The 21,686-nt window shown below is 61.9% G+C and carries 23 protein-coding genes; 11 read left to right on the top strand and 12 right to left on the bottom strand.

What is annotated here, in order from left to right; translation table 11 throughout:
- The coding region (locus AWB80_RS10980; RefSeq protein ID WP_208635635.1) for a hypothetical protein at positions 1-666 on the top strand (666 nt) is incomplete at its 5' end.
- Positions 667-1,046: 380 nt separating this feature from the next.
- Here AWB80_RS10980 and AWB80_RS10975 read toward each other — a convergent pair.
- The 4 genes from AWB80_RS10975 to AWB80_RS10965 all read right to left on the bottom strand — a co-directional run bounded on the left by AWB80_RS10975 (position 1,047) and on the right by AWB80_RS10965 (position 3,287).
- On the bottom strand, positions 1,047-2,000 hold the full coding sequence (locus AWB80_RS10975) for a M23 family metallopeptidase (protein WP_143328010.1): 954 nt from the start codon (positions 1,998-2,000) through the stop codon (positions 1,047-1,049).
- 248 nt (positions 2,001-2,248) lie between these two features.
- Positions 2,249-2,500 (bottom strand): hypothetical protein, encoded by a 252-nt coding sequence (locus AWB80_RS10970; RefSeq protein ID WP_244206467.1) that lies wholly within the window; start codon positions 2,498-2,500, stop codon positions 2,249-2,251.
- A gap of 257 nt (positions 2,501-2,757) precedes the next feature.
- A complete protein-coding gene (locus AWB80_RS45290) occupies positions 2,758-2,892 on the bottom strand; it encodes a hypothetical protein (protein ID WP_279628646.1) in 135 nt (44 codons plus the stop codon).
- A 113-nt stretch (positions 2,893-3,005) separates the two neighbouring features.
- A complete protein-coding gene (locus AWB80_RS10965; RefSeq protein WP_087131181.1) occupies positions 3,006-3,287 on the bottom strand; it encodes a putative hemolysin in 282 nt (93 codons plus the stop codon).
- 569 nt (positions 3,288-3,856) lie between these two features.
- Here AWB80_RS10965 and AWB80_RS10960 point away from each other — a divergent pair.
- Complete coding sequence (locus AWB80_RS10960; RefSeq protein ID WP_087131179.1) at positions 3,857-5,227, top strand: DUF1996 domain-containing protein; 1,371 nt, start codon at positions 3,857-3,859, stop codon at positions 5,225-5,227.
- 30 nt (positions 5,228-5,257) lie between these two features.
- On the opposite strand, the gene AWB80_RS10955 is transcribed toward AWB80_RS10960, so the two are convergent.
- Positions 5,258-5,599: a zinc ribbon domain-containing protein YjdM gene (locus AWB80_RS10955; protein ID WP_061174640.1), complete on the bottom strand. Its 342-nt coding sequence runs from the start codon at positions 5,597-5,599 to the stop codon at positions 5,258-5,260.
- Between the two features lie 203 nt (positions 5,600-5,802).
- On the opposite strand from AWB80_RS10955, the gene AWB80_RS10950 reads away from it, so the two are divergent.
- On the top strand, positions 5,803-7,254 hold the full coding sequence (locus AWB80_RS10950; RefSeq protein WP_061174639.1) for an aldehyde dehydrogenase family protein: 1,452 nt from the start codon (positions 5,803-5,805) through the stop codon (positions 7,252-7,254).
- Positions 7,255-7,338: 84 nt separating this feature from the next.
- On the opposite strand, the gene AWB80_RS10945 is transcribed toward AWB80_RS10950, so the two are convergent.
- Positions 7,339-7,677 carry a hypothetical protein gene (locus tag AWB80_RS10945; protein ID WP_061174638.1) on the bottom strand — a complete coding sequence of 113 codons (339 nt, stop codon included), beginning with the start codon at positions 7,675-7,677 and terminating at the stop codon, positions 7,339-7,341.
- A gap of 97 nt (positions 7,678-7,774) precedes the next feature.
- Positions 7,775-8,719 (bottom strand): LysR family transcriptional regulator, encoded by a 945-nt coding sequence (locus AWB80_RS10940; protein WP_061174692.1) that lies wholly within the window; start codon positions 8,717-8,719, stop codon positions 7,775-7,777.
- Between the two features lie 480 nt (positions 8,720-9,199).
- On the opposite strand from AWB80_RS10940, the gene oxlT reads away from it, so the two are divergent.
- From oxlT to AWB80_RS10920, 5 genes are all read left to right on the top strand, one after another.
- Positions 9,200-10,543, top strand: coding sequence for an oxalate/formate MFS antiporter (gene oxlT / locus AWB80_RS10935; RefSeq protein ID WP_061174637.1), 1,344 nt, complete (start codon positions 9,200-9,202; stop codon positions 10,541-10,543).
- Between the two features lie 12 nt (positions 10,544-10,555).
- Positions 10,556-11,494, top strand: coding sequence for a LysR family transcriptional regulator (locus tag AWB80_RS10930; protein WP_061174636.1), 939 nt, complete (start codon positions 10,556-10,558; stop codon positions 11,492-11,494).
- Between the two features lie 160 nt (positions 11,495-11,654).
- Complete coding sequence (locus AWB80_RS10925; protein ID WP_061174635.1) at positions 11,655-12,668, top strand: 2-dehydropantoate 2-reductase; 1,014 nt, start codon at positions 11,655-11,657, stop codon at positions 12,666-12,668.
- A gap of 114 nt (positions 12,669-12,782) precedes the next feature.
- A complete protein-coding gene (locus tag AWB80_RS43190; RefSeq protein WP_143328009.1) occupies positions 12,783-13,004 on the top strand; it encodes a hypothetical protein in 222 nt (73 codons plus the stop codon).
- Positions 12,994-13,725, top strand: coding sequence for a GntR family transcriptional regulator (locus AWB80_RS10920; RefSeq protein ID WP_061174634.1), 732 nt, complete (start codon positions 12,994-12,996; stop codon positions 13,723-13,725). The genes AWB80_RS43190 and AWB80_RS10920 overlap by 11 nt, the downstream gene beginning before the upstream one ends.
- A gap of 264 nt (positions 13,726-13,989) precedes the next feature.
- On the opposite strand, the gene sucD is transcribed toward AWB80_RS10920, so the two are convergent.
- Positions 13,990-14,862 (bottom strand): succinate--CoA ligase subunit alpha, encoded by an 873-nt coding sequence (sucD, locus tag AWB80_RS10915; protein ID WP_061174633.1) that lies wholly within the window; start codon positions 14,860-14,862, stop codon positions 13,990-13,992.
- 13 nt (positions 14,863-14,875) lie between these two features.
- Positions 14,876-16,066: an ADP-forming succinate--CoA ligase subunit beta gene (gene sucC / locus AWB80_RS10910; RefSeq protein ID WP_061174632.1), complete on the bottom strand. Its 1,191-nt coding sequence runs from the start codon at positions 16,064-16,066 to the stop codon at positions 14,876-14,878.
- A gap of 373 nt (positions 16,067-16,439) precedes the next feature.
- Between sucC and frc the strand changes: the two genes are divergently transcribed.
- From frc to AWB80_RS10895, 3 genes are all read left to right on the top strand, one after another.
- On the top strand, positions 16,440-17,702 hold the full coding sequence (gene frc, locus AWB80_RS10905; protein WP_061174631.1) for a formyl-CoA transferase: 1,263 nt from the start codon (positions 16,440-16,442) through the stop codon (positions 17,700-17,702).
- A 189-nt stretch (positions 17,703-17,891) separates the two neighbouring features.
- Positions 17,892-18,671 (top strand): fumarylacetoacetate hydrolase family protein, encoded by a 780-nt coding sequence (locus AWB80_RS10900; RefSeq protein ID WP_061174630.1) that lies wholly within the window; start codon positions 17,892-17,894, stop codon positions 18,669-18,671.
- 11 nt (positions 18,672-18,682) lie between these two features.
- Positions 18,683-19,363: a hypothetical protein gene (locus tag AWB80_RS10895; RefSeq protein ID WP_061174629.1), complete on the top strand. Its 681-nt coding sequence runs from the start codon at positions 18,683-18,685 to the stop codon at positions 19,361-19,363.
- A 76-nt stretch (positions 19,364-19,439) separates the two neighbouring features.
- Here the strand turns inward: AWB80_RS10895 and AWB80_RS10890 are convergent, their stop codons facing one another.
- The 3 genes from AWB80_RS10890 to AWB80_RS10880 form a co-directional block, all read right to left on the bottom strand.
- Positions 19,440-19,694, bottom strand: coding sequence for a CsbD family protein (locus tag AWB80_RS10890; RefSeq protein ID WP_061174628.1), 255 nt, complete (start codon positions 19,692-19,694; stop codon positions 19,440-19,442).
- Positions 19,695-19,780: 86 nt separating this feature from the next.
- On the bottom strand, positions 19,781-20,137 hold the full coding sequence (locus tag AWB80_RS10885; RefSeq protein ID WP_061174627.1) for a response regulator: 357 nt from the start codon (positions 20,135-20,137) through the stop codon (positions 19,781-19,783).
- Complete coding sequence (locus AWB80_RS10880) at positions 20,134-21,648, bottom strand: ATPase domain-containing protein (protein WP_061174626.1); 1,515 nt, start codon at positions 21,646-21,648, stop codon at positions 20,134-20,136. Before AWB80_RS10880 ends, AWB80_RS10885 begins: the two co-directional genes overlap by 4 nt.
- Between the last annotated feature and the right edge of the window lie 38 nt (positions 21,649-21,686).

Below are 21,686 nucleotides of genomic sequence, written 5' to 3'. Positions count from 1 at the left end.
CGCACGACCAAGCACACGGATCTGGGCGGTCACGTGTTCCGCTATCAGTACAACTGGGCGGGGCTGGTGACGAAGCAGACGGGCAGCACGGGGCAGGACGTGGACTACACGTACTACTCGCATGGCCTGGTGCGCTCGATCGTGGATAACGCCACCAAAACACAGTCGCTCTATGAATACGACGGCGACGGAAATCGCACGTCGGAGTTCTTCACGAACTTTGGCGATTCGTATGTGTTTGCGCAGTCGCGAGTGGAGTACGACGCGCTCAACCGTGTGATATCGATCAGCGACAACAGCTACCAGGTAAGCTACGAGTACGACGCGGTGGGCAATCGCCGCCACACGACTGCGACGTACACGGACATGGTGGGGAATCACGAAAAGAAGACCCAGGACTACTGGTACGAATACGACGCGCTGAACCGTTTCACGGTGACGATGGGCACGCTGTCGGGCGAGCGGGCGAGCGATGAGAACGACGCGAGCGTGCATGTCGTGGTGGGTCGCGCAGGTGGCGAGGGCGTGCAACTTGGGTACAACGCGGCGGGCGAGCGTGTGATGGCGGTGTATGCGAAGGACGGTCGAACTGAACGGTACACCTATGACGAAAACGGCTATCTGAGTACACAGAGGCGTTCGACGATGGCGGCAACGCCGGCGTGATGGAAAACTATCTCGCGAAGACCGGCGGGTTGTCCTATGCGGTCGAAAGCAGCGGCCCAAGTGCAAGCAGCGCAGTAAGCAGCCTGGATTGGACTCGTATCAGTGCGAGCACCGGTGACGATGCGGCAGAGCATGTGGTAATGAATCACGGAACGCTCAGTTTTACTAAGCCAAATCAAGGTGCTTTTTATGGGTCACCAATCGGAACAATCGAGGACGCATGGCGTATCGCGCAGGTAGATCAGATTAGCCCTGTTACGGTTGGTAATCGTGATTTCTATGTAGTACCGAGAGCCAATTCTGGATATGCAGGAGCGTCATACCCCATCCCAGACGCTTCGCTATCCAAAACTAAAGCGAGCGCACAACAGTCTGCCGCCTCACGCGTCAGAATCGCCAGCAAACAGCGCCAGATAGTCGGCCGGGTTGACCGGTCGGCCACCCACGCGTACTTCGAAATGCAGGTGCGGACCTGTCGACCGACCGGTCGAGCCGACTTCGGCGATCGGCTCGCGCGGCTGCACCACTTGCCCGACGCGCACTTCGATCTTCGAGGCGTGCGCGTAGCGCGTGATAAAGCCGTTGCCATGATCGATCTCAACGGTATTGCCGTAGCCCGGCATGGGTCCGGCGTGGATCACGCGGCCGCCGGCAGCTGCGAGAATAGGGGTGCCTGTCGGCGCGACCAGGTCCAGGCCTGGATGGAAACTCAGGTGACGTGAGAACGGGTCGAGGCGGTTGCCGAACGGTGAACTGGTGCGCCCGAACGCGAGCGGACGACGACCCGGGAAGGCCTCCCACGCCGCTTCGTGCTGTGCCACGCCCTGTTCGAGGGTGGCAAGTGTTGCCGCTAGACAGTCGAGTTCGCCGCGGGTTGCTTGTGGATTTGTGCCTGTCTCGGCTGCTCGACAAGGCCGAGGCGGCAACTCGGGGCCACCCGCTGCCGCGTTGCTATTGGGCGTGCGCGCCGATGTCACCGCCGCTGCGTTGATGGCGGAAGCGCGCGACGACTGTGCGCGCAGGCGTTGGTCAAACGCGGTGAGCGTGTCCAACCGCGCAGCGAGTTGCTCGACACGCCCGTCGAGCGAGGCGTTTGCGGCTCGCAGACGCGCGAATTCGGCTGTTGTGTAAGGAGAGGCGGTGGAGCGGAAGACGGCGAGCCTCGGGGGTTCACTGCGGGCACGGAGAGTTCGTGCGCCGTAGTGCCCTAGCGCAAGGCCTGCAGCTAGCGCGAGCACGATCATCATGCAGGCGGCACCCACGATAGCGCGCAGCGCGCCGCGCCGCATCACGATGTACAGATCGTTTTTCGAGCGCGAGACGACTGAAACCACCCTTACCTCCCAGCTATTAGTGCGGATTTTGAGATGGTAAGAGCGTGTCCGATGCTGCTCTATCGGACAAATCAGATAAATTTAAGACAAGTGCGCGTAGACCCGCGATTGCCCGGCGAAAAGCCGACCGTGGGGCCGGCGCGCTCGCAGCGCATCTGGAATGCGGATTTGACTGCTGACCCGCATGCCTTCGCGCTGCTGATTGCGCGGTGTTCGAACAGGAGCCCGGACGCCGCGCTGGCGGCAGTTCAGTCGACGGAGCCGTCTTGACGCGGCGGGATATCAGGTTGGAGTTTGATCGCGGCGAGGTGCGGAATGTCGCTGTCTGGTGCGTGAAAGAACACCCGTTGTTCGAGCGACTGGGCTGAGTGAAACGCGTTGGGATTTTCGTGGCGCAGCCTTGCGACGACCGCATCGATGGCGGCGATTCGGCTGCCGGCACCCTTGCGCGGCATCGTTGTTTCCATCAGGGACTTGCGTTGAGCGGATGTCAGAAACACATTAGTTCCTTCCCGTTGTTCGGGACGTGGGCCCAGAGGATTGCGACGACGCGATCAGCGCTAGCGCTATCGCCGTACACAAACTCGCGTTCGAACTAAAAATTCTGAGCAACCCGGCAACTGCGTCCCATCAGACAAGTCTTAAACATCCGTCACGTTGCATCGCCGTGGTCTCCGGAGCGAGTTGATCGCGCAGGGCACGGCCCAGATTCAATTGCCATGCCGCCGTTTAGGTGGCCGTGTCACGCGCACATCGATCAGTGGAACAGCGAAGTGAGCAGACGTACCAGCGTTTCGATCATCGTCGTCGGGACTGCTTCTTGAAGGGGATTGCGCGGCAGACCAGCTTGACGGGACAGCGCTGCGACATCGATCAGGAAGAAGGGGCTCATGACTGTTTCACCTCGGTTGCGTTTCGGACAGGATTAATTTTGAGACGACGTGGCTTGAGACTCCATCGGACGTATCTCAAAATATTCCGCCCTGCGATTTGGTTATCGCCGCACTACTTCTGGCCCGCTGAGCATTCGCCGCGAAGTAACGCCCATTCTTCGCATGACTGACCATCTGGGAAGCGGCACATACCGAGTTGGCCCTTGCCAGAATCGACGATTTGCAACGTCCCGCCTTGGCGAGCGCAGTTCACGGACGCAGGATTGGCAAGGCCTACCCGCGCGGTGGACGGTGATGCGGTTTGATTCACCGATGCACTCGGCGGCGGCGACAGCGACTGTGTGCAAGCGGCCAACGAAGAAAGTGCAGCGAGCCAGAAAGCTACCTTGAACATGAGCGGGAAATCTCCGGTTGGATAGTTGGCGGGCCCTCACTATATCAACCGCCACTGTTGCCGTCGAAACGTCGTGCCGATGATCCCGCTTTCCGATGTTCCGTCGGTGGCAGGCGTGCCGCACCGCTCATTCGATTGTCGCGGAACGCCGGCTTGGCTTGCGCCGTCGGCGCGGACGCTTCGTTCGGTGGTGCCTCTTCCTTGATTACATACGATGGATCACTATTGCTCGCAGCGACGATGCGTCAAAGTATTACGAATTTTTGGACGTCGTTGTTACAAGACGATGATCTGCATTCCATATCGACGCGCAGTGATGAGTCGGTCTCCACCAACCTCTTTCATCGGCGGGCGTTGGTCCTTGATGAGAGTCGCGTAAAGCGCCCGCATGAAGGCGGCGTCATGTTTCGCAGAACGCTCGCCACGACGCCCTTGTAACCATGCGATAACGAAGCAAGACCGTCAACCACAATGACCCGCTCTATTTCCTCTGACGTTGTTGAAAATCGTCGAAAACTGTATTACTTATGGACAATAGCGTTTGCGCCTGACCACAACAAGGTGTCGAGATGAAAAATGGAAATATCAAAGGCTTCGTCTATGTTTTTGTATTCGTTGTGCTTAGCTATTCTCAATCGTCGTTCGCAGCCGGATTCGCTGTCACCTGTGCGTATTCGCACACTAAGCCAGACGACTCTATCGTCTACCCCGGCCAGCCGGGACGCGCGATGGTCCACGATTTTTTCGGTAACACTGGCACCGACGCTTACAGCGACTACACGACGCTGAACGCAAATAAGGTCACGACGTGTGACGACAAGGCCGACGTGTCCGCGTACTGGCTTCCACAACTCAAACGCGCGTCTGGAATCGTCGTGCCGGATTCGGTGAAGACGTACTACAAGAACGATCAGCCCGTCGTGCCCGAAAACCCCATTCCCGCCGGATTACAAATGCTGGCGGGCGACCACAATGGAACCGGGCCGAAGCCACAGGTCAATTATCTCTGTCGCGGCAGTGGATACACGACAGTCGCGCCCACCACATGCCCGGTCGTGACCGATTCCACCGGGACCTATTCGCAACTGAACATCTCGGTGCATTTCCCGGATTGCTGGAATGGAGCCAAGCTCAAGCCCGGTAGCCGAAGCATCGGCAACGACGCGCACATAATGAACTACGCGGGCATGATCGACTACATGGCTTATCGCAATTCCGACGGCACTTGTCCCGCGGGATTTCCCGTGAAAATTCCGGAGTTGCAGGTGAATATCTCGTACATGCTTGGAAACGATCCGGATCTGACAACCGCGCAATTGTCGATGGATCCGATTCTCGTCGACGGTGTATCGGTGCCGCAGTGGGGTTCGCTCTATACCGCACACGCCGATTTCATCAACGCGTGGAAGATCGACAGCATGAAATATGCGGTTGACAAGTGCAGCAACGGCAACATGGATTGCGATAACGCGATCCCTGTCTACTATTCTGCGGCGACGGCGGACGCGTGGATCAGCGCGGCGGGAACAGTCTCGACGAGCGACCCGAAACTTCAGGTCGGGCCCGGGGATATCATTCTGATGAAGTTCCCGACTCCGTTAAACACAACTGACTACCCTTGGCAGTCCGCGAGCCTGCAAACGATGGCACAGAACACTTCGAGTTCCAGTGCGGTCATGCTCGATCTGTACGGCGCATCGACGACCTGGAACGACCGTGATACGCCGCCGAAAACCACGGATTGCACGAAGCAATATGTCGGCGGCATTTATCTGGACAACGTGAATCAGGTGCGCCTGAATGATGTCACGAACTATGTAAAAAGCGCGATAGCTGCCGGCACACCCATGATCGGCATTTGCGTGCGAAATAGCTCGGGCATGACCGTGGTGTTCTCTTCGCGGGAGGGAGCGTTCGCGCCTGCGCTTTACTTGAAATAGTTGATCGGGCACGCGCGAATGGAAGATAGCTCAGGCCTTCTTGACAAACTCCGTCTTGAGACTCATGGCGCCAAAGCCGTCGATCTTGCAGTCGATGTCGTGATCGGCATCGACGAGGCGAATGTTCTTGACTTTAGTGCCCATCTTGACCACTCCGCCACCGCCCTTGAGTTTGAGATCCTTTATCACAGTGACCGTGTCACCATCATGAAGAACGTTCCCGGCGGAATCGCGATAAACCTTTGCGACGGGCTCGGACGCGGCGCTCGTCTGCGCGGACCATTCGTGCGCGCATTCGGGGCAGATGTACATGCCCGCGTCTTCATAAACGAATTCCGAATGACATTGCGGACAGGGAGGTAGTGCGCTCATACGTATTGCTTGATGCCTCACGGCGAAGTCGAAGGCGGGAAGTATAGCGCCGTCTGACACCGAGGCGATGCGACAGACGGTTTGACGCATCGCTATATTCCCTCATACATCCCGCTCTATGCAAACGATAAAAATGTTTTGCTTTCGTGAATGGTGTTTCTGCTCCAACATGAACCAGTTCTTAAAAGCACATGGAGCGAGACATGGAAAGCACCGCGGATTTGAAGCGCTATGAATTGCTGATCAACGGCGAGTTCGTCCCGCCGAGTGGCGGCGACTACTCGACCAACCTGGACCCGGCGACCGAGAACCCTATCGCGTACGTGGCACAAGGCACATCGGCCGATGTCGATCGAGCGGTGCAGGCGGCGCGCGCCGCGCTCAAGCCCTGGAACGCGATCCGCGCCGCCGAGCGCGGCCGCATCCTGATGAAGCTCGCCGACCTGCTCCGCGAGAATCAGGAAGAACTGGCGGCGCTCGAAAGTCTCGACGCAGGCAAGCCGATCTCCGGTGTGCAGCGACAGGACGTGCCCGCCGCCATCGATACGCTCGCCTACTACGCCGGCTGGTGCGACAAGATCAACGGACAGGTCGTGCCCGCGCGCCCCGACGCGCTCACCTACACCGTGCGCGAGCCCGTCGGCGTCGTTGCGGCGATCGTCCCATGGAATTTTCCGCTGATGATCGGCATGTGGAAGATCGCGCCCGCGCTCGCATGCGGCTGCACGTTGATCGTGAAGCCAGCCGAAATCACGCCCCTTTCCGCACTGATGGTCGGACGGCTCGCGCTGGAAGCGGGCGTGCCGCCGGGCGTGCTCAACATCGTGACGGGCAAGGGCTCGGTCGTCGGGGATTCGCTCGTCGCGCATCCGGGTGTCGACAAGGTGACGTTCACCGGTTCGCCGTCCGTCGGGCGCGGCATTCTGCAAGGCGCGGCGGGCAATTTCAAGCGCGTCACGCTGGAGCTCGGCGGCAAGTCCGCCAACGTGATTTTCGCGGACGGGAACGTCGATAGCGCCGTGCGCGCCGCCGCGTCGGGCATCTTCTTCAATGCCGGTCAGGTCTGTTCGGCGGGCTCGCGCATCCTTGCCCAGCGCGCCGTCTACGATGAAGTCGTGGAGCGCCTCGCCGAGCGCGCGCAGACGATCAAGCTCGGTGATCCGTCCAAACGCGAAACCAACATGGGCCCGCTCATTTCGGCCAAGCAGATGAAGAGCGTGCTGGACTATGTGGATATCGGCAAGGAAGAGGGCGCATCGCTCGTCGCGGGCGGCAAGCGCGTGGGCGAGCGCGGCTATTTCGTCGAGCCTACCGTGTTCGCGAACGTCGAGCACGAGATGCGCATTTCACAGGAAGAGATCTTCGGGCCGGTCGCGAGCGTGATTCCCTTCGACGACGAAGCCGATGCGCTGCGCATCGCCAACGGAACCGCCTACAGTCTCGCCGCAGGCGTGTGGAGCGCGGATATCGGCCGCGTGCATCGGATGGCGGCGGAACTGAAGGCGGGCACGGTCTGGGTGAATACCTACGGCTTCACGGACGTGCGCCTGCCTTGGGGTGGCAGCGGCGATTCGGGCTTCGGCCGCGAACATGGCGATGTCGCCATCGAGAACTTCACCGAGCCGAAGGCGGTCTGGGTCGCGCTGACGCCCTGAATCGAGCGGTCGCCGCGGGCGACCGCGAAACGCAAAAGGGCGGTCCGAATATTCCGGACCGCCCTTTTTGATACGTGAGAACCGTCAGACGCGCGCCGTTTCCTCATTGCGCGCCCGCCAAAGCCGCGCCCGTTGCGTGCTGTCTTCGTATTGAACCGTGTTTTGCCGGCACGCTTCGATCGTCGAATTCTTGCGCTCGACGATCGCCTGGCAGAGAAACTCCGCGCTGTACGCCTTCAACAGATGCGGGCAATGCGCTTCGATGAACTGCGCGATCTTGCCGTAGTCGCTGTCTGCCGATGCGAGCGAGCGATAGGTATGCGCATCCCAACGGAACATCAGGTCGAGTTCTTCGAAAGCGGTGTTGAACGCGCAGACTTGCGCCTGAACTTCGCGGTCATCGTGGTACGTTGCATGGATCATGATCGTCTCCTTTATGGCCGTGGGGCATGAATGGAGAATAGGGAACACGATCCATATACGATAGTTAAACATTTTTTGCTTATCTATTCAGTAAGCGTTATGAGTTCGGCTTACCCGTCTTCGCGACGATTTGGGTTATCGCTTCGATCTGCGCGGCGCCTTCTTCGATCAAGAACTGCTTGAACGCGAGCGCCACCGGCGGCAAACGCTTGTTGTTCCGATGCACGACGAACCAGTTGAGCATCACGGGAAAACCCTCGATATCGAGTACCGCCAGCTTGCCGACCTGCAATTCCATGCTGATCGTGTGCGCGGACAGAAAGCTCACGCCCATCCCCGCGATGACGGCCTGCTTGATCGTCTCGGTGCTGGTGATCTCCATCGCGACATTCAGGTTCGAAAGCCGGCCGGCGAAACCTTCCTCCATCGAATTCCACGTATCCGAACCGCGCTCCCGGACGATGAACGGCTCGTCGGCGAGCGCTTCGAGCGGGACGTTCTTGCGCCCGACCAGCGGATGATCCGGCGGCGCAACGATCACATAAGGATGCGGCGCGAAGGACACGTTGACAGTATCCATGTCGCGCGGCGGTCGCACCATTACGGCGAGATCGGTCAGGTTGTCGGAAAGCTGGTGCAGCAGTTCCTCGCGGTTGTGCACTGCGAGATTGAGGCGGACATCGGTGTTGCGCCGGGTGAAAGCAGCCAGTAATCGGGGGAAAAAATAGTCGCCCGCGCTGATCACCGCGACGTTGAGCGTGCCGCCCGAAATTCCCTTGAGCCGCGCCATCGCGTCATCGGCTTCGCGGAACTGCTCCAGTATCGACCGGCTGTAATGAAGCATTTCATTCCCGGCGGGCGTCAGGTAGATTTTTTTCCCTAATTGCTCAAACAGCGGCAAGCCGGCATGCTCCTCCAGCTGCTTGACCTGCGTCGATACTGCCGGCTGCGTCAGGTAGAGCTCCTCGGCGGCGCGAGAAAAACTGAGTCGTCGGGCAACGGTTTCGAAGATCTTCAGTTGACGCAGGGTAGCGTTGCGCAGCACGGCAATCCTTCATCCATTAACGATAGCTAATTTATACAATAATTTTTTCTAACTTTCCTTAATCGTTTTTCTCCTCCACGATGCTTTCACGCCTTGGATCGTTGTAAGGCGGACAGTCGCGGTTAGCACGAACGGCCATGCTGAACCCCGAGCGCTGGTCATCGTGCTGCACGGCACCAAAAGCAAGGCCCTGCATCAGACGAAGCCCGAAAAGGGCCACATCAACCATCCGGACTTTATTGGGAATCGCTTCAAATGATTCGTCGATCGCCTGACGCGGAAGCCTGCCAGATGTGCGAATCGATCGCCCAATTCACCACGCGCACGACGCGCGACATACGGGACAGACGGCCTCACGCCCACGCCGCCTGGACCGAGCATTTTCCCTGACCGACCGCTCGCCGCCGACGCAACGCGCCGGCTTCTCGCAGCACATCAAGCGCCACACGAGCGCTGAGACAGATAACGGAGACAGACATGGCAAGCGCAGACACGATTGTGTCCGGGCAATCGCACGGGCGTCACACCAACCGATGGTTCCAGCTAACGATCGGCATCATATGCATGGGGCTGGTCGCCAATCTTCAGTACGCGTGGACACTCTTCGTCGTACCCATGGATGCGAAGCATCACTGGGGGCAAGCGGCGATTCAAACGGCTTTCACCATCTTCATCGTCACTGAAACCTGGCTCGTGCCCGTCGAGGGCTGGCTCGTCGACAAGTTCGGGCCGCGGCCGGTCGTCATTGGCGGATCGATCTGCGCGGCGCTCGGCTGGGTCATCGACGCGCATGCAACCAGCCTCATCCATTTGTATATCGGCGCGGTGGTCGCGGGCATTGGCGCCGGTTGCGTATATGGCACCTGCGTCGGCACGGCGCTCAAATGGTTTCCGGACAAGCGCGGTCTCGCAGCGGGCCTGACCGCGGCGGGCTTCGGCGCGGGCGCGGCCGTCACGGTCATCCCGATTTCGAACATGATCCAGAGCTCGGGCTACGAGCAGGCCTTCATGTTCTTCGGCATCTTCCAGGGCGTGTGCATCTTCCTGCTCGCGCTGATGCTGGTGCGTCCGAATCCGCCCAAAGGCATCGTGCCGGCGAAACGCGTTGTGTCGACGAAAATCGACTACACGACCGGACAGATGGTGCGCACGCCGCTCTTCTGGGTGCTGTATCTGATGTTCGTGTTCGTCGCGGCGGGCGGGGTGATCGCCACCGCGCAGTTCGGGCCGATCGCGAAGGAATACGGCTTCGCGAAGATGCCGGTGAACCTGCTCGGCGTTACGCTGCCGCTGCTCGCGATGACGCTTTCCATCGATAACCTCTGCAACGGCTTCACGCGTCCGCTGTGCGGCTTCATCTCCGACAAGATCGGCCGCGAGAACACGATGTTCTTCATTTTCCTTGGTGAAGGCGTCGCGCTGCTCGGGTTGATGGAGTTCGGTCACAATCCGTATCTGTTCATGCTGTTCGCGGCGATGACGTTCCTGTGCTGGGGCGAAATCTTCTCGATCTTCCCGGCGACCTGCGCCGACACCTTCGGCAGCAAGTACGCCGCCGCCAACGCGGGCACGCTGTACACGGCAAAGGGCACAGCGTCGATGCTGGTGCCGCTCGCCTCGGTGCTCGCGTCGATCGGCTCGTGGAACGCGGTGTTCATCGCTACCGCGATCACGTCGATCGCGGCGGGCCTGTGCGCCAAGTTCGTGCTCGCGCCGATGCGCCGCCGCTGGATCGAAAACACGGTCGCCGAGACGTCGGCGGAGTCGCCGGTCAATGCGTCGTTCCAGACGGGCTGGGACGCGTCGAAGACGGTTCAGTAAGGCGGCCGCGGCATGGCGCGCGAACAGCTTCCGTCACTCAGCGTCTCGCTGCATCAACTGAGGCTGTTCGTCACGCTCGCGCGGCATCGCAGCTTCACGCGCGCCGGCGATGAATTCGGCATCACGCAGTCGGCGGTCAGCCGCAGCATCCGCGAACTCGAAGACGAAATCGCGCTGCGGCTCTTCGATCGCACCACGCGCCAGGTCGCGCTCACCGATACCGGCCGGCGCCTGCTTGCGCGCATCGCGCCGCTCGTCGAGGAACTGGAAGCGACCCTCAGGCCGCGCCCGCAGGAAGGTGGCGAGCCGGGCGTGGTGAATCTCGCGAGCAGTTGCGGTCTGACGGCGAGCGTCCTGCCCGCGCTGCTCGGTTCATGTCGCGAGCGCCTGCCGGATATTACGGTCGTCGTGATGGATCGTCCGCAGAACGCCGTCTTGCAGCTCGTGCGTTCGGGCGAGGCGGAAATGGGCGTGGTCATTGCGCCGGACAATCTCGACGAACTCGCCGCCGAGCCGCTGTTCGCCGATGGCTTTGCCGCCGTCGTCGGCGCGTCGCATCGGCTGAACGCGGCTGCGCGCATCGACTGGCAGCAACTGCGCGGCACGCCGATTCTGCTTCTCGATGACGACACCGGCAGCCTCGCCGCCATCGAAGCGGCGCTCGCGCTGCACGGCGTGACCGGCGCGGTGCGTCAGAAGCTCACGCAGGCGACGGCGGTTGCGCGCATGGCCGAAGCCGGTCTCGGCGTCGGCATTCTGCCGATGCACGCGCGCGCCGCATGCGACAGCGCGCGGTCGCGCTTTATCCCGCTCGTGCCGGATGCCTCGCGCACCATCATGCTCGTGCGGCGCAGGAACCGCGCGCTGCGTGCCAGCGCGGCGAACGTCTGGTCACACTTCATCGCATCCTCGTCGCATACTCACATCACGGGCCAGGCCGTCGAGGCCTGACCGACGCGTTTCCTTCCCGCATCGCACACCCGCGGCACGCCTCGCGCATGCGGGTTTTCGCTCGTCCGCATATGCACGATTCGCCTTGTCCTTGCTCGATACGGAATGTAGTATCTTGTATATCAGAAGGCTAAAAGGCTACAACCCTCAGGAGACAATCATGAAAATCTGCGTGTACGGCGCCGGCGCGATCGGCGGCTATATGGGTGCGCAACTGGCGCGCGCGGGTGCGGACGTCAGTTTCGTCGCGCGCGGACCGCATCTGGCGGCCATGCAGGCGAACGGCGTCAAGCTTCGTATCGACGGTGAGGAACACGTCGTCAAGGTGCGCTGCACGAACAATCCCGCCGAACTGGGGCCGCAGGATTTCGTGATCATTGCGTTGAAGGCGCATTCGATTCCAGCAGTCGTCGACCTGATTCCGCCGCTGCTCGGTCCGGAGACGGCGATCGTCACGGCCGTGAACGGATTGCCTTACTGGTACTTCTACAAGCACGGCGGCGAACTCGAAGGCACGAAACTGCAAAGCGTCGACCCGGGCGGCCGGCAATGGGACGTGTTCGGACCGCAGCGGGCCATCGGCTGCGTGCTGCTGCCGGCGGCGGAGATCGCGGAGCCGGGCGTCATCGAGCATCACTACGGCAAGAAATTTCCGATCGGCGAGCCGAGCGGGGAAATCACGCCGCGTCTGCAGGCATTTCACGACCTGATGGCCAAAGCGGACATGGAAGCGCCGATGCGCGACAACATCCGCGACGAAATCTGGCTGAAGCTGTGGGGCAACCTGTGCTTCAACCCGATCAGCGCGCTGACCGGCGCGACGCTCGACGTTCTGACGAGCGATCCCGGCACGCGCGCGCTCTCGAAGGCGATGATGCTGGAGGCGAAGGCCATCGGCGACCGGATCGGCGTCAACTTCCGCGTCGATGTGGAGCGGCGCATCAACGGCGCGGGCGCGGTCGGCGCGCACAAAACGTCGATGCTGATGGACTGCGAAGCAGGTCGGCCGATGGAAATCGATCCCTTGATGACCGTCGTGCAGGAGATCGGCCGCCTGGTGCACGTCGAGACGCCGATGCTCGATGCGGTGCTCGCATTGATCAAGCTGCGCGAGGGCGTCAACCAAGGCACGGCGAAGGCATTGCCGCTCCCGCAATCCCAAAAAGCCGCCTAAACTGCAGACAAAGGCGCCAGCGTTGTTTCTGATATACAAGATGCAAAATACGTTGCGTTCTGCTGCGACGCAGCATATACTGAGGGCTCTTGAGTGATTTAACCGGAGCCTGAAATGAGCATCGCCCTGTTGGTAGTTGTCGGATTCGCGCTGGTTGCCGTTGGTGTGGGTGTTACGTTTATGATTGCGTCGTCGGTGCCGCAGAGCATGCTGCAGCGCGCACAGAATCACGGTCGCTTCGCCGGTCTCGCGGCGGAGGATCAGAACGGCGGTTCGGGCAAGCGTGTCGACGCTCGCCGTCCGCACTTGGGAAATCAAGCCATCAATGCCATCTGATACTCAATCGGTAGACAGGCCGGACGTTCGGCCCACGGGACTCACGCTTTCGCTGGAACCGATCAATGCCACGGTTTCGCTGCGCGATCAGGCGTACGCGAAACTGCGGCAGGCGATCGCCGAAGCGGACATCTACCGTTCGCGGGAAGAAATCCGTCTCGATGAAAAAGAGCTGACCGAAGCGCTCGGCGTCTCGCGCACGCCTATCCGCGAGGCCATGACGCTGCTTGAGCAGGAAGGCTTTCTGCGCACGGTGCCAAGGCGCGGCGTCTATATCCTGCGCAAGACCAAGCGCGAGATCGTCGAAATGATTCATATGTGGGCGGCGCTCGAGAGCATGGCGGCGCGCCTCGCGACGCAGCGCGCGACCGACGCGGAAATCGCGCAGTTGCGCCACATGTTCGACAATTTCCGCGATTCGACCCCGGCCGAGCATATCGACGAATATTCGGAAGCGAACATCGCGTTCCATTCCGCGATCGTGCGGCTGGCGAAGTCGGAGATCATCTTCGACACGATCAAGAACATCTTCGTGCACGTGCGCGCGATCCGTAAGATGACCATCTCGCAGAGCGACCGGGCGTCGCGCTCGATCGTCGATCACATGCGCATCATCGAGGCGCTGGAGAAGCGCGATACGGAACTGGTCGAGCGGCTCGTGAAGCAGCATTCGCTCGATCTGGCGGCGTTCGTCGAGGCGAATTGCGACTTTCTGGATTGATGCCGGATTGAAGTGTCAGAAATGAAAAAAGGCCGCGTGGCATGTGCCGCGCGGCCTTTTTTGCGTGTTGAGTTACAGAACCGGGATTGCCAACGCTTGCTCGATCGTCATGGAAAGCAACAGCGCGGCGACAGAAGTGTAGAACAGGCCGATCACGGCGACTCCGTCGAACGAGGTTGAGATCAACCTGCGATTCTACTTCAGTTGCGTAATGAAAATGTAAAGAATGATGCGGCAGGTCGAATCGTGCCGCATCCGTGACGATTAGCGCATGGCGCGCAGCATCGTTTCGCCGAGCGCGGCGGGCGAATCCGCGACGTGAATGCCCGCGGACTTCATCGCGTCGATCTTCGCGCTCGCGGTGCCCGAGCCGCCCGAGATGATCGCGCCCGCGTGACCCATGCGGCGTCCCGGCGGCGCGGTCGTTCCGGCGATGAAGCCCACGACGGGCTTCTTCGTCTTCGCATCCTTCAGGAATTGCGCGGCCTCTTCCTCGGCCGAACCGCCGATCTCGCCGATCATGATGATGCCTTCGGTCGCGTCGTCCTCCAGAAAGAGCGAGAGACAGTCGATGAAATTCGTCCCGTTCACCGGATCGCCGCCGATGCCGATGCACGTGGTCTGGCCGAGCCCGGCCGCGGTCGTCTGCGCGACGGCTTCATAAGTGAGCGTGCCTGAGCGCGACACCACGCCGATCTTCCCCGGCTGATGGATATGCCCCGGCATGATGCCGATCTTGCATTGTCCCGGCGTGATGACGCCCGGACAGTTCGGCCCGACGAGCCGGCTGTTCGAGCCGCTCAGGGCGCGCTTCACGCGCAGCATATCGAGCACCGGAATGCCTTCCGTGATGCAGACGATGAACGGCACTTCCGCGTCGATGGCTTCGAGAATCGCGTCGGCGGCGAAGGGCGGCGGCACGTAAATCACGGACGCGTCCGCGCCGGTTCTGTCGACCGCATCGGCGACGGTGTCGAACACGGGCAGATCCAGATGCGTCGTGCCGCCTTTGCCGGGCGTCACGCCGCCGACCATGCGCGTGCCGTAGGCAATCGCCTGTTCCGAATGAAACGTGCCCTGCGCGCCAGTGAAGCCCTGGCAAATCACTTTCGTATCTTTGTTGATCAAGACGCTCATGTCGGGCTTCCTCTCAATGATAGACGGCGCTGACGATCTTGTCGGCGGCATCGGCGAGATTGTCGGCGGCAATGATGGTGAGGCCGGAGCTGCGCAGAATCTCGCGGCCCGCATCGACGTTCGTTCCGGCGAGGCGCACGACGAGCGGGACGCTCAGATCGATCTCGCGCGCGGCCGCGACGACGCCTTGCGCGATCACGTCGCAACGCATGATGCCGCCGAAGATATTGACGAGAATCCCTTGCACCTTCGGGTCGCGCAGGATCAGCTTGAACGCGGTCGCGACGCGCTCCTGCGTCGCTCCGCCGCCGACGTCGAGAAAGTTCGCGGGCTCGCCGCCGTAGAGCTTGATGATGTCCATCGTGGCCATCGCGAGACCGGCGCCGTTCACCATGCAGCCGATGTTGCCGTCGAGCTTCACGTAGTTGAGGCCGTGCTTCGCCGCTTCGATTTCGGCGGGATCTTCCTCGTCTTCGTCGCGCAGCTTTTCGATATCCGGATGGCGATAGAGCGCGTTGTCGTCGAAATTGAGCTTGGCGTCGAGCGCCATCACGTCGCCCGAACCGGTCACGACGAGCGGATTCACTTCGACGATCGACGCATCCAGATCGATGAAGGCCTGATACAGCGCGGTAATGAATTTCGACGCCGCGCCGACTTGCTTGCCGGTGAGGCCCAGCCCGAACGCGATCTGCCGCGTATGAAAGGGCTGCAGCCCGGTGGCGGGATCGATCGCGACCTTGAGGATTTTCTCCGGCGTGCGATGCGCGACTTCCTCGATCTCCATGCCGCCTTCGGTCGACGCCATGATCGTGATGCGCGACGTGGCGCGATCGACCAGCATGCCGAGATACAGCTCGCGCGCGATGTCGCAGCCTTCCTCGATATAGAGACGCTTCACTTCCTTGCCCGCCGCGCCGGTCTGCTTGGTCACGAGCACCGACGACAACATTTTTTGCGCGTTCTCACGCACGTCGTCCACCGATTTCACGACTCGCACGCCGCCCTTGCCGTCCGGATCGTTGGCGAAGCGGCCGGCGCCACGGCCGCCCGCGTGAATCTGCGATTTCACGACCCAGACCGGCCCGCCGATCGCGCGCGCCGCATCGGCGGCTTCCTGCGCGGAAAAGGCGACGCGGCCCTCTGGAACCGCGACGCCGTACTTTCGCAGCAGCGCCTTCGCCTGATATTCGTGGATGTTCATTGCGTCTCCTGTGTCCTCTGATGGGAATGCGCGCAAGACAAAAAACGCGTCGAGTGGCGCGATGAAATACTGTATATCACATTTCACGGAGCGCAAAAAAAATCCCGACGACTGTTCGGGAATTAGTCAGAGAATTACGAAATTTGACGCGGTGCAGCGCAATTTCGACCGAGATCGTTCAAGAGTAAGCGTTTCAGCCGATCGTGCGGCGCGTCACAGGGTTTTCGCCGAGCGGGATACAGTTGACTAATATTGTGTCTGGAATATTGTATATCACGTGAAGCGACACGACTCGCCTGGCGCGATCGCGCATACGATGTACAAATAAATGTGAACCTATAAACGTTGAACGTAAGACTTGGGAGACAAAACCATGACGCTGAAGACTTCTGGCAAGGCGCTGGACGGCGTGCGTATCCTGGATTTCACGCACGTTCAGTCGGGCCCGACCTGCACGCAATTGCTCGCGTGGTTCGGCGCGGACGTCATCAAGGTGGAGCGCGCGGGCGCGGGCGACATCACGCGGGAACAACTGCGTGACATTCCCGACGCCGACAGCCTCTACTTCACGATGCTGAACCACAACAAGCGCTCGATCACCATCGACACAAAGAATCCCGAGGGCAAGAAGGTGCTCGAGACGCTCGTGAAGAAATGCGACGTGCTCGTCGAGAACTTCGCGCCGGGCGCGCTCGATCGCATGGGCTTCACGTGGGAGCGTATCCAGGAGTTGAATCCGCGCATGATCGTCGCCTCCGTGAAGGGCTTCGGGCCGGGGCCGTACGAGGATTGCAAAGTCTACGAAAACGTCGCGCAATGCGCGGGCGGCGCGGCCTCGACCACCGGCTTCGACGACGGCCCGCCGGTCGTCTCCGGCGCGCAGATCGGCGATTCGGGCACGGGTCTGCATCTGGCGCTCGGCATCGTCACGGCGCTGTATCAGCGCAACACGAGCGGGCGCGGCCAGAAAGTGCTCGCCGCGATGCAGGACGGCGTGCTCAATCTCTGCCGCGTGAAGCTGCGCGACCAGCAGCGGCTCGAACGCACCGGCGTGATGAAGGAATATCCGCAATACCCGAACGGCTCGTTCAGCGAAGCGGTGCCGCGCGCGGGCAACGCATCGGGCGGCGGTCAGCCGGGCTGGATTCTCAAGTGCAAAGGCTGGGAAACCGATCCGAATGCGTACATCTACTTCATCACGCAGGCGCCGGTGTGGGGCGAAATCTGCAAGGTGATCGGCAAGGAGGACTGGATCGATCATCCGGACTACAAGACGCCGAACGCGCGCCTGCCGCATCTGAAGGACATCTTCGCCGAGATCGAGCGCTGGACGATGTCGAAAACCAAGTTCCAGGCGATGGAAATCCTCAACAAGCACGACATTCCGTGCGGCCCGATTCTCTCGATGAAGGAAATCGCAGAAGAGCCGTCGTTGCGCAAGACCGGCACGGTCGTCGAAGTGGATCATCCGGTGCGCGGCAAATATCTCACGGTCGGCAATCCGATCAAGCTGTCCGACAGCCCCACCGAGGTCGAGCGCTCGCCGCTGCTCGGTGAGCATACCGACGAAGTCATGGCCGAACTTGGCTACACGCCCGAACAGGTCGCCACGCTGAGAAGCCTCGGCGCCATCTGAAAGCCGTCTGAAACGCGCACACGTCCGCCGCCTCGAAAGGAGGCGGCGTGGACCGTCACGTTCAGGAGACGGGCGCGCGAGGAACGCAGTACCAGTGAGCGCGCGGCGCGGGCCTGATCTGAGTTTCAGGAGGAGGGGACGAGAGCGCGGGCCATGTACGCCCGCGCTCCTTTAAACATGGAGCCACACTTGACACACTGGATTCGTTTTCGCGATGGCGCCGGCAGCATCGGCTTCGGCACGCTCGATCAGCATTCGGGCCGCGTCGTGCAGCACGACGGCACGATGTTCGACAACCCGCGCCCGACCGACATCTCCTACGCCGCCGACGATCTCACCTTGCTCGCGCCGTGCCAGCCGAGCAAGGTCATCGCGCTGTGGAACAACTACTACGCGCTGTCGCAGAAGCTCGACAAGGCGCCGCCGCAGCATCCGCTTTTCCTGATCAAGCCGCCGATGTCGGTGATCGGGCCGCACGAGTCGATCCGCCGGCCGAAGAGCTATCAAGGCAAGATCGCGTATGAGGGCGAACTCGGCATCGTGATCGGCAAGACGGTGAGCGGCGCGTCGGTGGAAGAGGCCGAAGCGGCGATCTTCGGCTATACATGCGTGAACGACGTCACCGCGATCGAGCTGTTGCAGGAAGATCCCAACTTCGCGCAATGGTGCCGCTCGAAGGGCTTCGATACGTTCACGTGTCTCGGGCCTTCCATCGCGACCGGGTTCGACTGGCGCACAGCGAACGTCGTGACGACGCTCGAAGGCGTCGAGCGCCAGAACTATCCGCTCGACGACATGATCTTCTCGCCCGCCGAGCAGGTGAGCCTGCTGTCGCAGGACATGACGCTCGTGCCCGGCGACGTGATCGCGTGCGGCACCTCGATTGGCGTCGGCTCGATCAAGGACGGCGCGCGCGTGGATGTGTCGATCGCGGGCATCGGCACGCTGTCGAACGTGCTGGCCGTCTGAGGGAGCAACCTATGTCCGATGCTCTGGCCGGCGCGCTCTGCGTGCTCGCGGCGCTGTCGGCGGGCGCTTCGATGCGCGCGGACGCGGCGCGTTCGCGCGGATTGTGGGCGGCCGGCGCCGTGCTCATCGTGGCGTGTGGCGCGAGCGGCGCGTCGGGTGCGATCGCGCTGTTGCTTGCGTTCGTCGCGGGATGCGTCGGCTTTCGCTTCGGCCGGAGCGCGGCGAACACGTCGACGCAGACGCTGTTCGCAACGGTCGCGTTCGTCGCGTGGGTGTTGCCCAGCTCGAACAGCGCGTACGCGGTGCTCGCGGGCGGCGCCGTTGCCGCGCTGGTTCATCTTGCAGGCGCGTGGGCGCGTCGTCGTGAAAGCGTCAACCTTCAGCCACTGCATCTCGTGTGCGCCGGCGCGTGCGCGGCGCTCGCCTATGTGCTCGGGGTGCAATCGGGGTCGCTGGCCGTGGTGTCGGTCGTCGCGATGGTGGCGCTCATCGGCGCGCACTTGTCGCTCGCAATGGGCGGCCGTGCCGGCGTGCCCGTCGCGAGCCTGCTGAGCGGCCTGGCGTCATGCGGCCTCGCGGCCACGGCGGCGTTCAATGGCACGCACGGCGCGCTTGCTGTCGCGGCCGTCGCGCTCGCCATCGGTTGCGCGCGGACCGCGGCAATTTTGGGCGTCGCGCGCGAGACGCCATGAAACGACAAGGCCGGCGCGGTTTCCCGAGCCGGCCTTGCGTCGATTCGTCAAACGTGCGGCGAGCCGCGCATCGACATCAGCGATCGCGATTCCACAACGCGCCGAGCACGAAACCGACCGCCGCCGCGATCAGCACGCCCTGAATCGGCTGGCTCGCGACCGCCAGGCGCACGTTGTCGACGGTCTGCCCGTAGCTCTGCTGAAAGGTGCCATACGCCTGCCGTACCTTGCCTTCGGCTTGCGTGGCTTCATCGCCCGTCAGTGCGCCGACCGCATCCTGCACCTTGCCGACGACCTTTTGCGCCGCGCCTTCCACTTGATCCTGCACCATGGTGCCTCCCTTTCGGTTGAGCGGTTTCTCGTAAGTCCGGTTGCGCCGGAGCGCACCTGTGCAGCACGTCGCGTGCCCAGCGCGTGTTACGCCGGTCCGATCAGGCTTTTGACCGTGGCGATCAGATCGTCGATGGACAGCGGCTTGCGGCGGAACTGCGCGTGCGGATGCTCGAGCGCGGGCGCATTGGCGGCGGCGCTCATCAGAATCACGGGCACGTTCGCGAGCCCGTCGCTCTTGGCCAGATTGCGGATCAGCTCGACGCCGTCCATGTGCGGCATCATCCAGTCGGTGATGACGAGCGCGGGCGGATTCGCGCGCACCGCGTCGAGCGCGCTGCGTCCGTTGGACGCGGTCGAAACCTCGTAGCCCTCCATTTCGAGGACGAGCCGCCACGTGGTCAGAATGTCGAATTCATCGTCGACGACGAGGATTTTTTTCATGCGCGCGCGCCGGGGTCCGACACAGAGAGCGCGGGCGCAGCCGACGGGTGTCCGGACAGCAGACCCGTCGGGCCGATGAAGCCTTCGCTGAGATGCAGGCCGCGCGAATCGATCGTGAGCCGGCGGATGGCCGAATCGTGCGGACCTTCGCGCTGCTTGACCACCGACACCATGCGATAGAGCGCGGAGTTCGCCTCAACATAGCGCATCAGCACGATGTTCTCCGTCATCGCGGACGCGCGCAGCGTCGCGGGCAGGGTCGAATCGCCGTAGAGCGGTAGTTCTTCGGTGAGGAGCGTGGTCACGCCCGCGTCGCGCAGCCGGTGCGTGAGCGCGTTGACAAAGAGCCCGACGCGCTCGGTGCGGTTCGCGGACTGAAGCAGTCCGTCGATGCCGTCGACCACGAGCCGCGACGCCTGCGCGTTTTTGACCGCGTTCACCAGTTCGACGGCGAGTTCGTCGATCGCCAGTTCGACGGCCGGATGCCAGTGGATCTTGAGACGTCCGTCCTGCACGGCCGGCGTGAGATCGGTGCCGACCGACTGCGCCTTGGCGAGCAGCCGCTGGGGCGATTCGTAGAGGCCGAAATAGACGCAGCGCTCGCCGCGATCGACGCCCGCCTGCAGAAACTTGAGCGACAGCAGTGTCTTGCCGATCCCCGATGGCCCGATGAGCGTGGTCGTCGAGCCGCGCACGACGCCGCCGCCGAGCATCTGGTCGAAATCGGGGAACGCGAAGGCGAGCTTGTTCTTGAAATCGGGTGGCGCGCTTTGCTCGTTGGCAGGCGACGCCTCGATGCGCGGAAACGTCACGAGGCCGGCTTCCGTGATCTTGAAGAAGTGCTTGCCGAGCAGATGATCGCGGGCGCGCAGCTTGTGGACTTCGATCTCGCGGGCGCGCCGCATGCCCGTGTTGTAGCGGTTCAGTTCGATGAGCCCGTCGACGAGCGTGTGTTCCGGATGCGGTTCGTTGCCCGACAGCGGCGCGAGGATCAGCGTCGTGCAGCGCGCCGCGCTCACGAAGGCCGAAAGTTCGTGGATGAATTGCGAGAGCTCGAGTTCCGTCGAGCTGAATTCGCGCGCGCTGCGAAAGCCGTCGATGACCATGAAGCGCGGCCGGCTCGTCTTGATGGTCGACGCGATCAGCGCGAGAAAGCCTGACAGGCCGTCGCGCATCAGTTCGTGATAGCCGGAGACGAACAGCATCCGGTCGGAGATGGCGTCGGCGTTGTAGAACGAAAGTCCTCGCAGATGCGACAGGAGCTTGGTGTGCGATTCGGCGATCAGCGTGATGTACAGCACCATGTCGCCCTGCGCCACGCGGTGAAAGCCGATCTGCGACGAGAGAATCGTCTTGCCCGCGCCCGCCATCCCTTCGATCAGATACAGGCCGCCTTCGACGAGGCCGCCGCCCAGGATGTCATCCAGGCCCGCGACGCCGGTCGTGACGTTGCCGTCGTTGGCCGCGGGCGGCCTCGGTTGACCGGTCGAGTGGTTATCGTCTTGATTCATGGCATTTTCGTTTTTACTTGGGCGTTCGGGCGTTTTTG

This window comes from Caballeronia pedi, assembly GCF_001544915.2.
In the GTDB taxonomy this organism is placed as follows: domain Bacteria; phylum Pseudomonadota; class Gammaproteobacteria; order Burkholderiales; family Burkholderiaceae; genus Caballeronia; species Caballeronia pedi.
The sequence above is the reverse complement of the archived record's forward strand: the minus strand, read 5'-3'. Positions and strand labels throughout refer to the sequence as shown.

Bases quoted from the DNA above. Each gene is read 5' to 3' on its own strand.
- AWB80_RS45290 (WP_279628646.1), bottom strand. From the start codon at position 2,892: ATGAGCCCCTTCTTCCTGATCGATGTCGCAGCGCTGTCCCGTCAAGCT.
- AWB80_RS10965 (WP_087131181.1), bottom strand. From the start codon at position 3,287: ATGTTCAAGGTAGCTTTCTGGCTCGCTGCACTTTCTTCGTTGGCCGCT.
- AWB80_RS10960 (WP_087131179.1), top strand. From the start codon at position 3,857: ATGAAAAATGGAAATATCAAAGGCTTCGTCTATGTTTTTGTATTCGTT.
- AWB80_RS10955 (WP_061174640.1), bottom strand. From the start codon at position 5,599: ATGAGCGCACTACCTCCCTGTCCGCAATGTCATTCGGAATTCGTTTAT.
- AWB80_RS10950 (WP_061174639.1), top strand. From the start codon at position 5,803: ATGGAAAGCACCGCGGATTTGAAGCGCTATGAATTGCTGATCAACGGC.
- AWB80_RS10945 (WP_061174638.1), bottom strand. From the start codon at position 7,677: ATGATCCATGCAACGTACCACGATGACCGCGAAGTTCAGGCGCAAGTC.
- oxlT (WP_061174637.1), top strand. From the start codon at position 9,200: ATGGCAAGCGCAGACACGATTGTGTCCGGGCAATCGCACGGGCGTCAC.
- AWB80_RS10930 (WP_061174636.1), top strand. From the start codon at position 10,556: ATGGCGCGCGAACAGCTTCCGTCACTCAGCGTCTCGCTGCATCAACTG.
- AWB80_RS10925 (WP_061174635.1), top strand. From the start codon at position 11,655: ATGAAAATCTGCGTGTACGGCGCCGGCGCGATCGGCGGCTATATGGGT.
- AWB80_RS43190 (WP_143328009.1), top strand. From the start codon at position 12,783: ATGAGCATCGCCCTGTTGGTAGTTGTCGGATTCGCGCTGGTTGCCGTT.
- AWB80_RS10920 (WP_061174634.1), top strand. From the start codon at position 12,994: ATGCCATCTGATACTCAATCGGTAGACAGGCCGGACGTTCGGCCCACG.
- sucD (WP_061174633.1), bottom strand. From the start codon at position 14,862: ATGAGCGTCTTGATCAACAAAGATACGAAAGTGATTTGCCAGGGCTTC.
- sucC (WP_061174632.1), bottom strand. From the start codon at position 16,066: ATGAACATCCACGAATATCAGGCGAAGGCGCTGCTGCGAAAGTACGGC.
- frc (WP_061174631.1), top strand. From the start codon at position 16,440: ATGACGCTGAAGACTTCTGGCAAGGCGCTGGACGGCGTGCGTATCCTG.
- AWB80_RS10895 (WP_061174629.1), top strand. From the start codon at position 18,683: ATGTCCGATGCTCTGGCCGGCGCGCTCTGCGTGCTCGCGGCGCTGTCG.
- AWB80_RS10890 (WP_061174628.1), bottom strand. From the start codon at position 19,694: ATGGTGCAGGATCAAGTGGAAGGCGCGGCGCAAAAGGTCGTCGGCAAG.
- AWB80_RS10885 (WP_061174627.1), bottom strand. From the start codon at position 20,137: ATGAAAAAAATCCTCGTCGTCGACGATGAATTCGACATTCTGACCACG.
- AWB80_RS10880 (WP_061174626.1), bottom strand. From the start codon at position 21,648: ATGAATCAAGACGATAACCACTCGACCGGTCAACCGAGGCCGCCCGCG.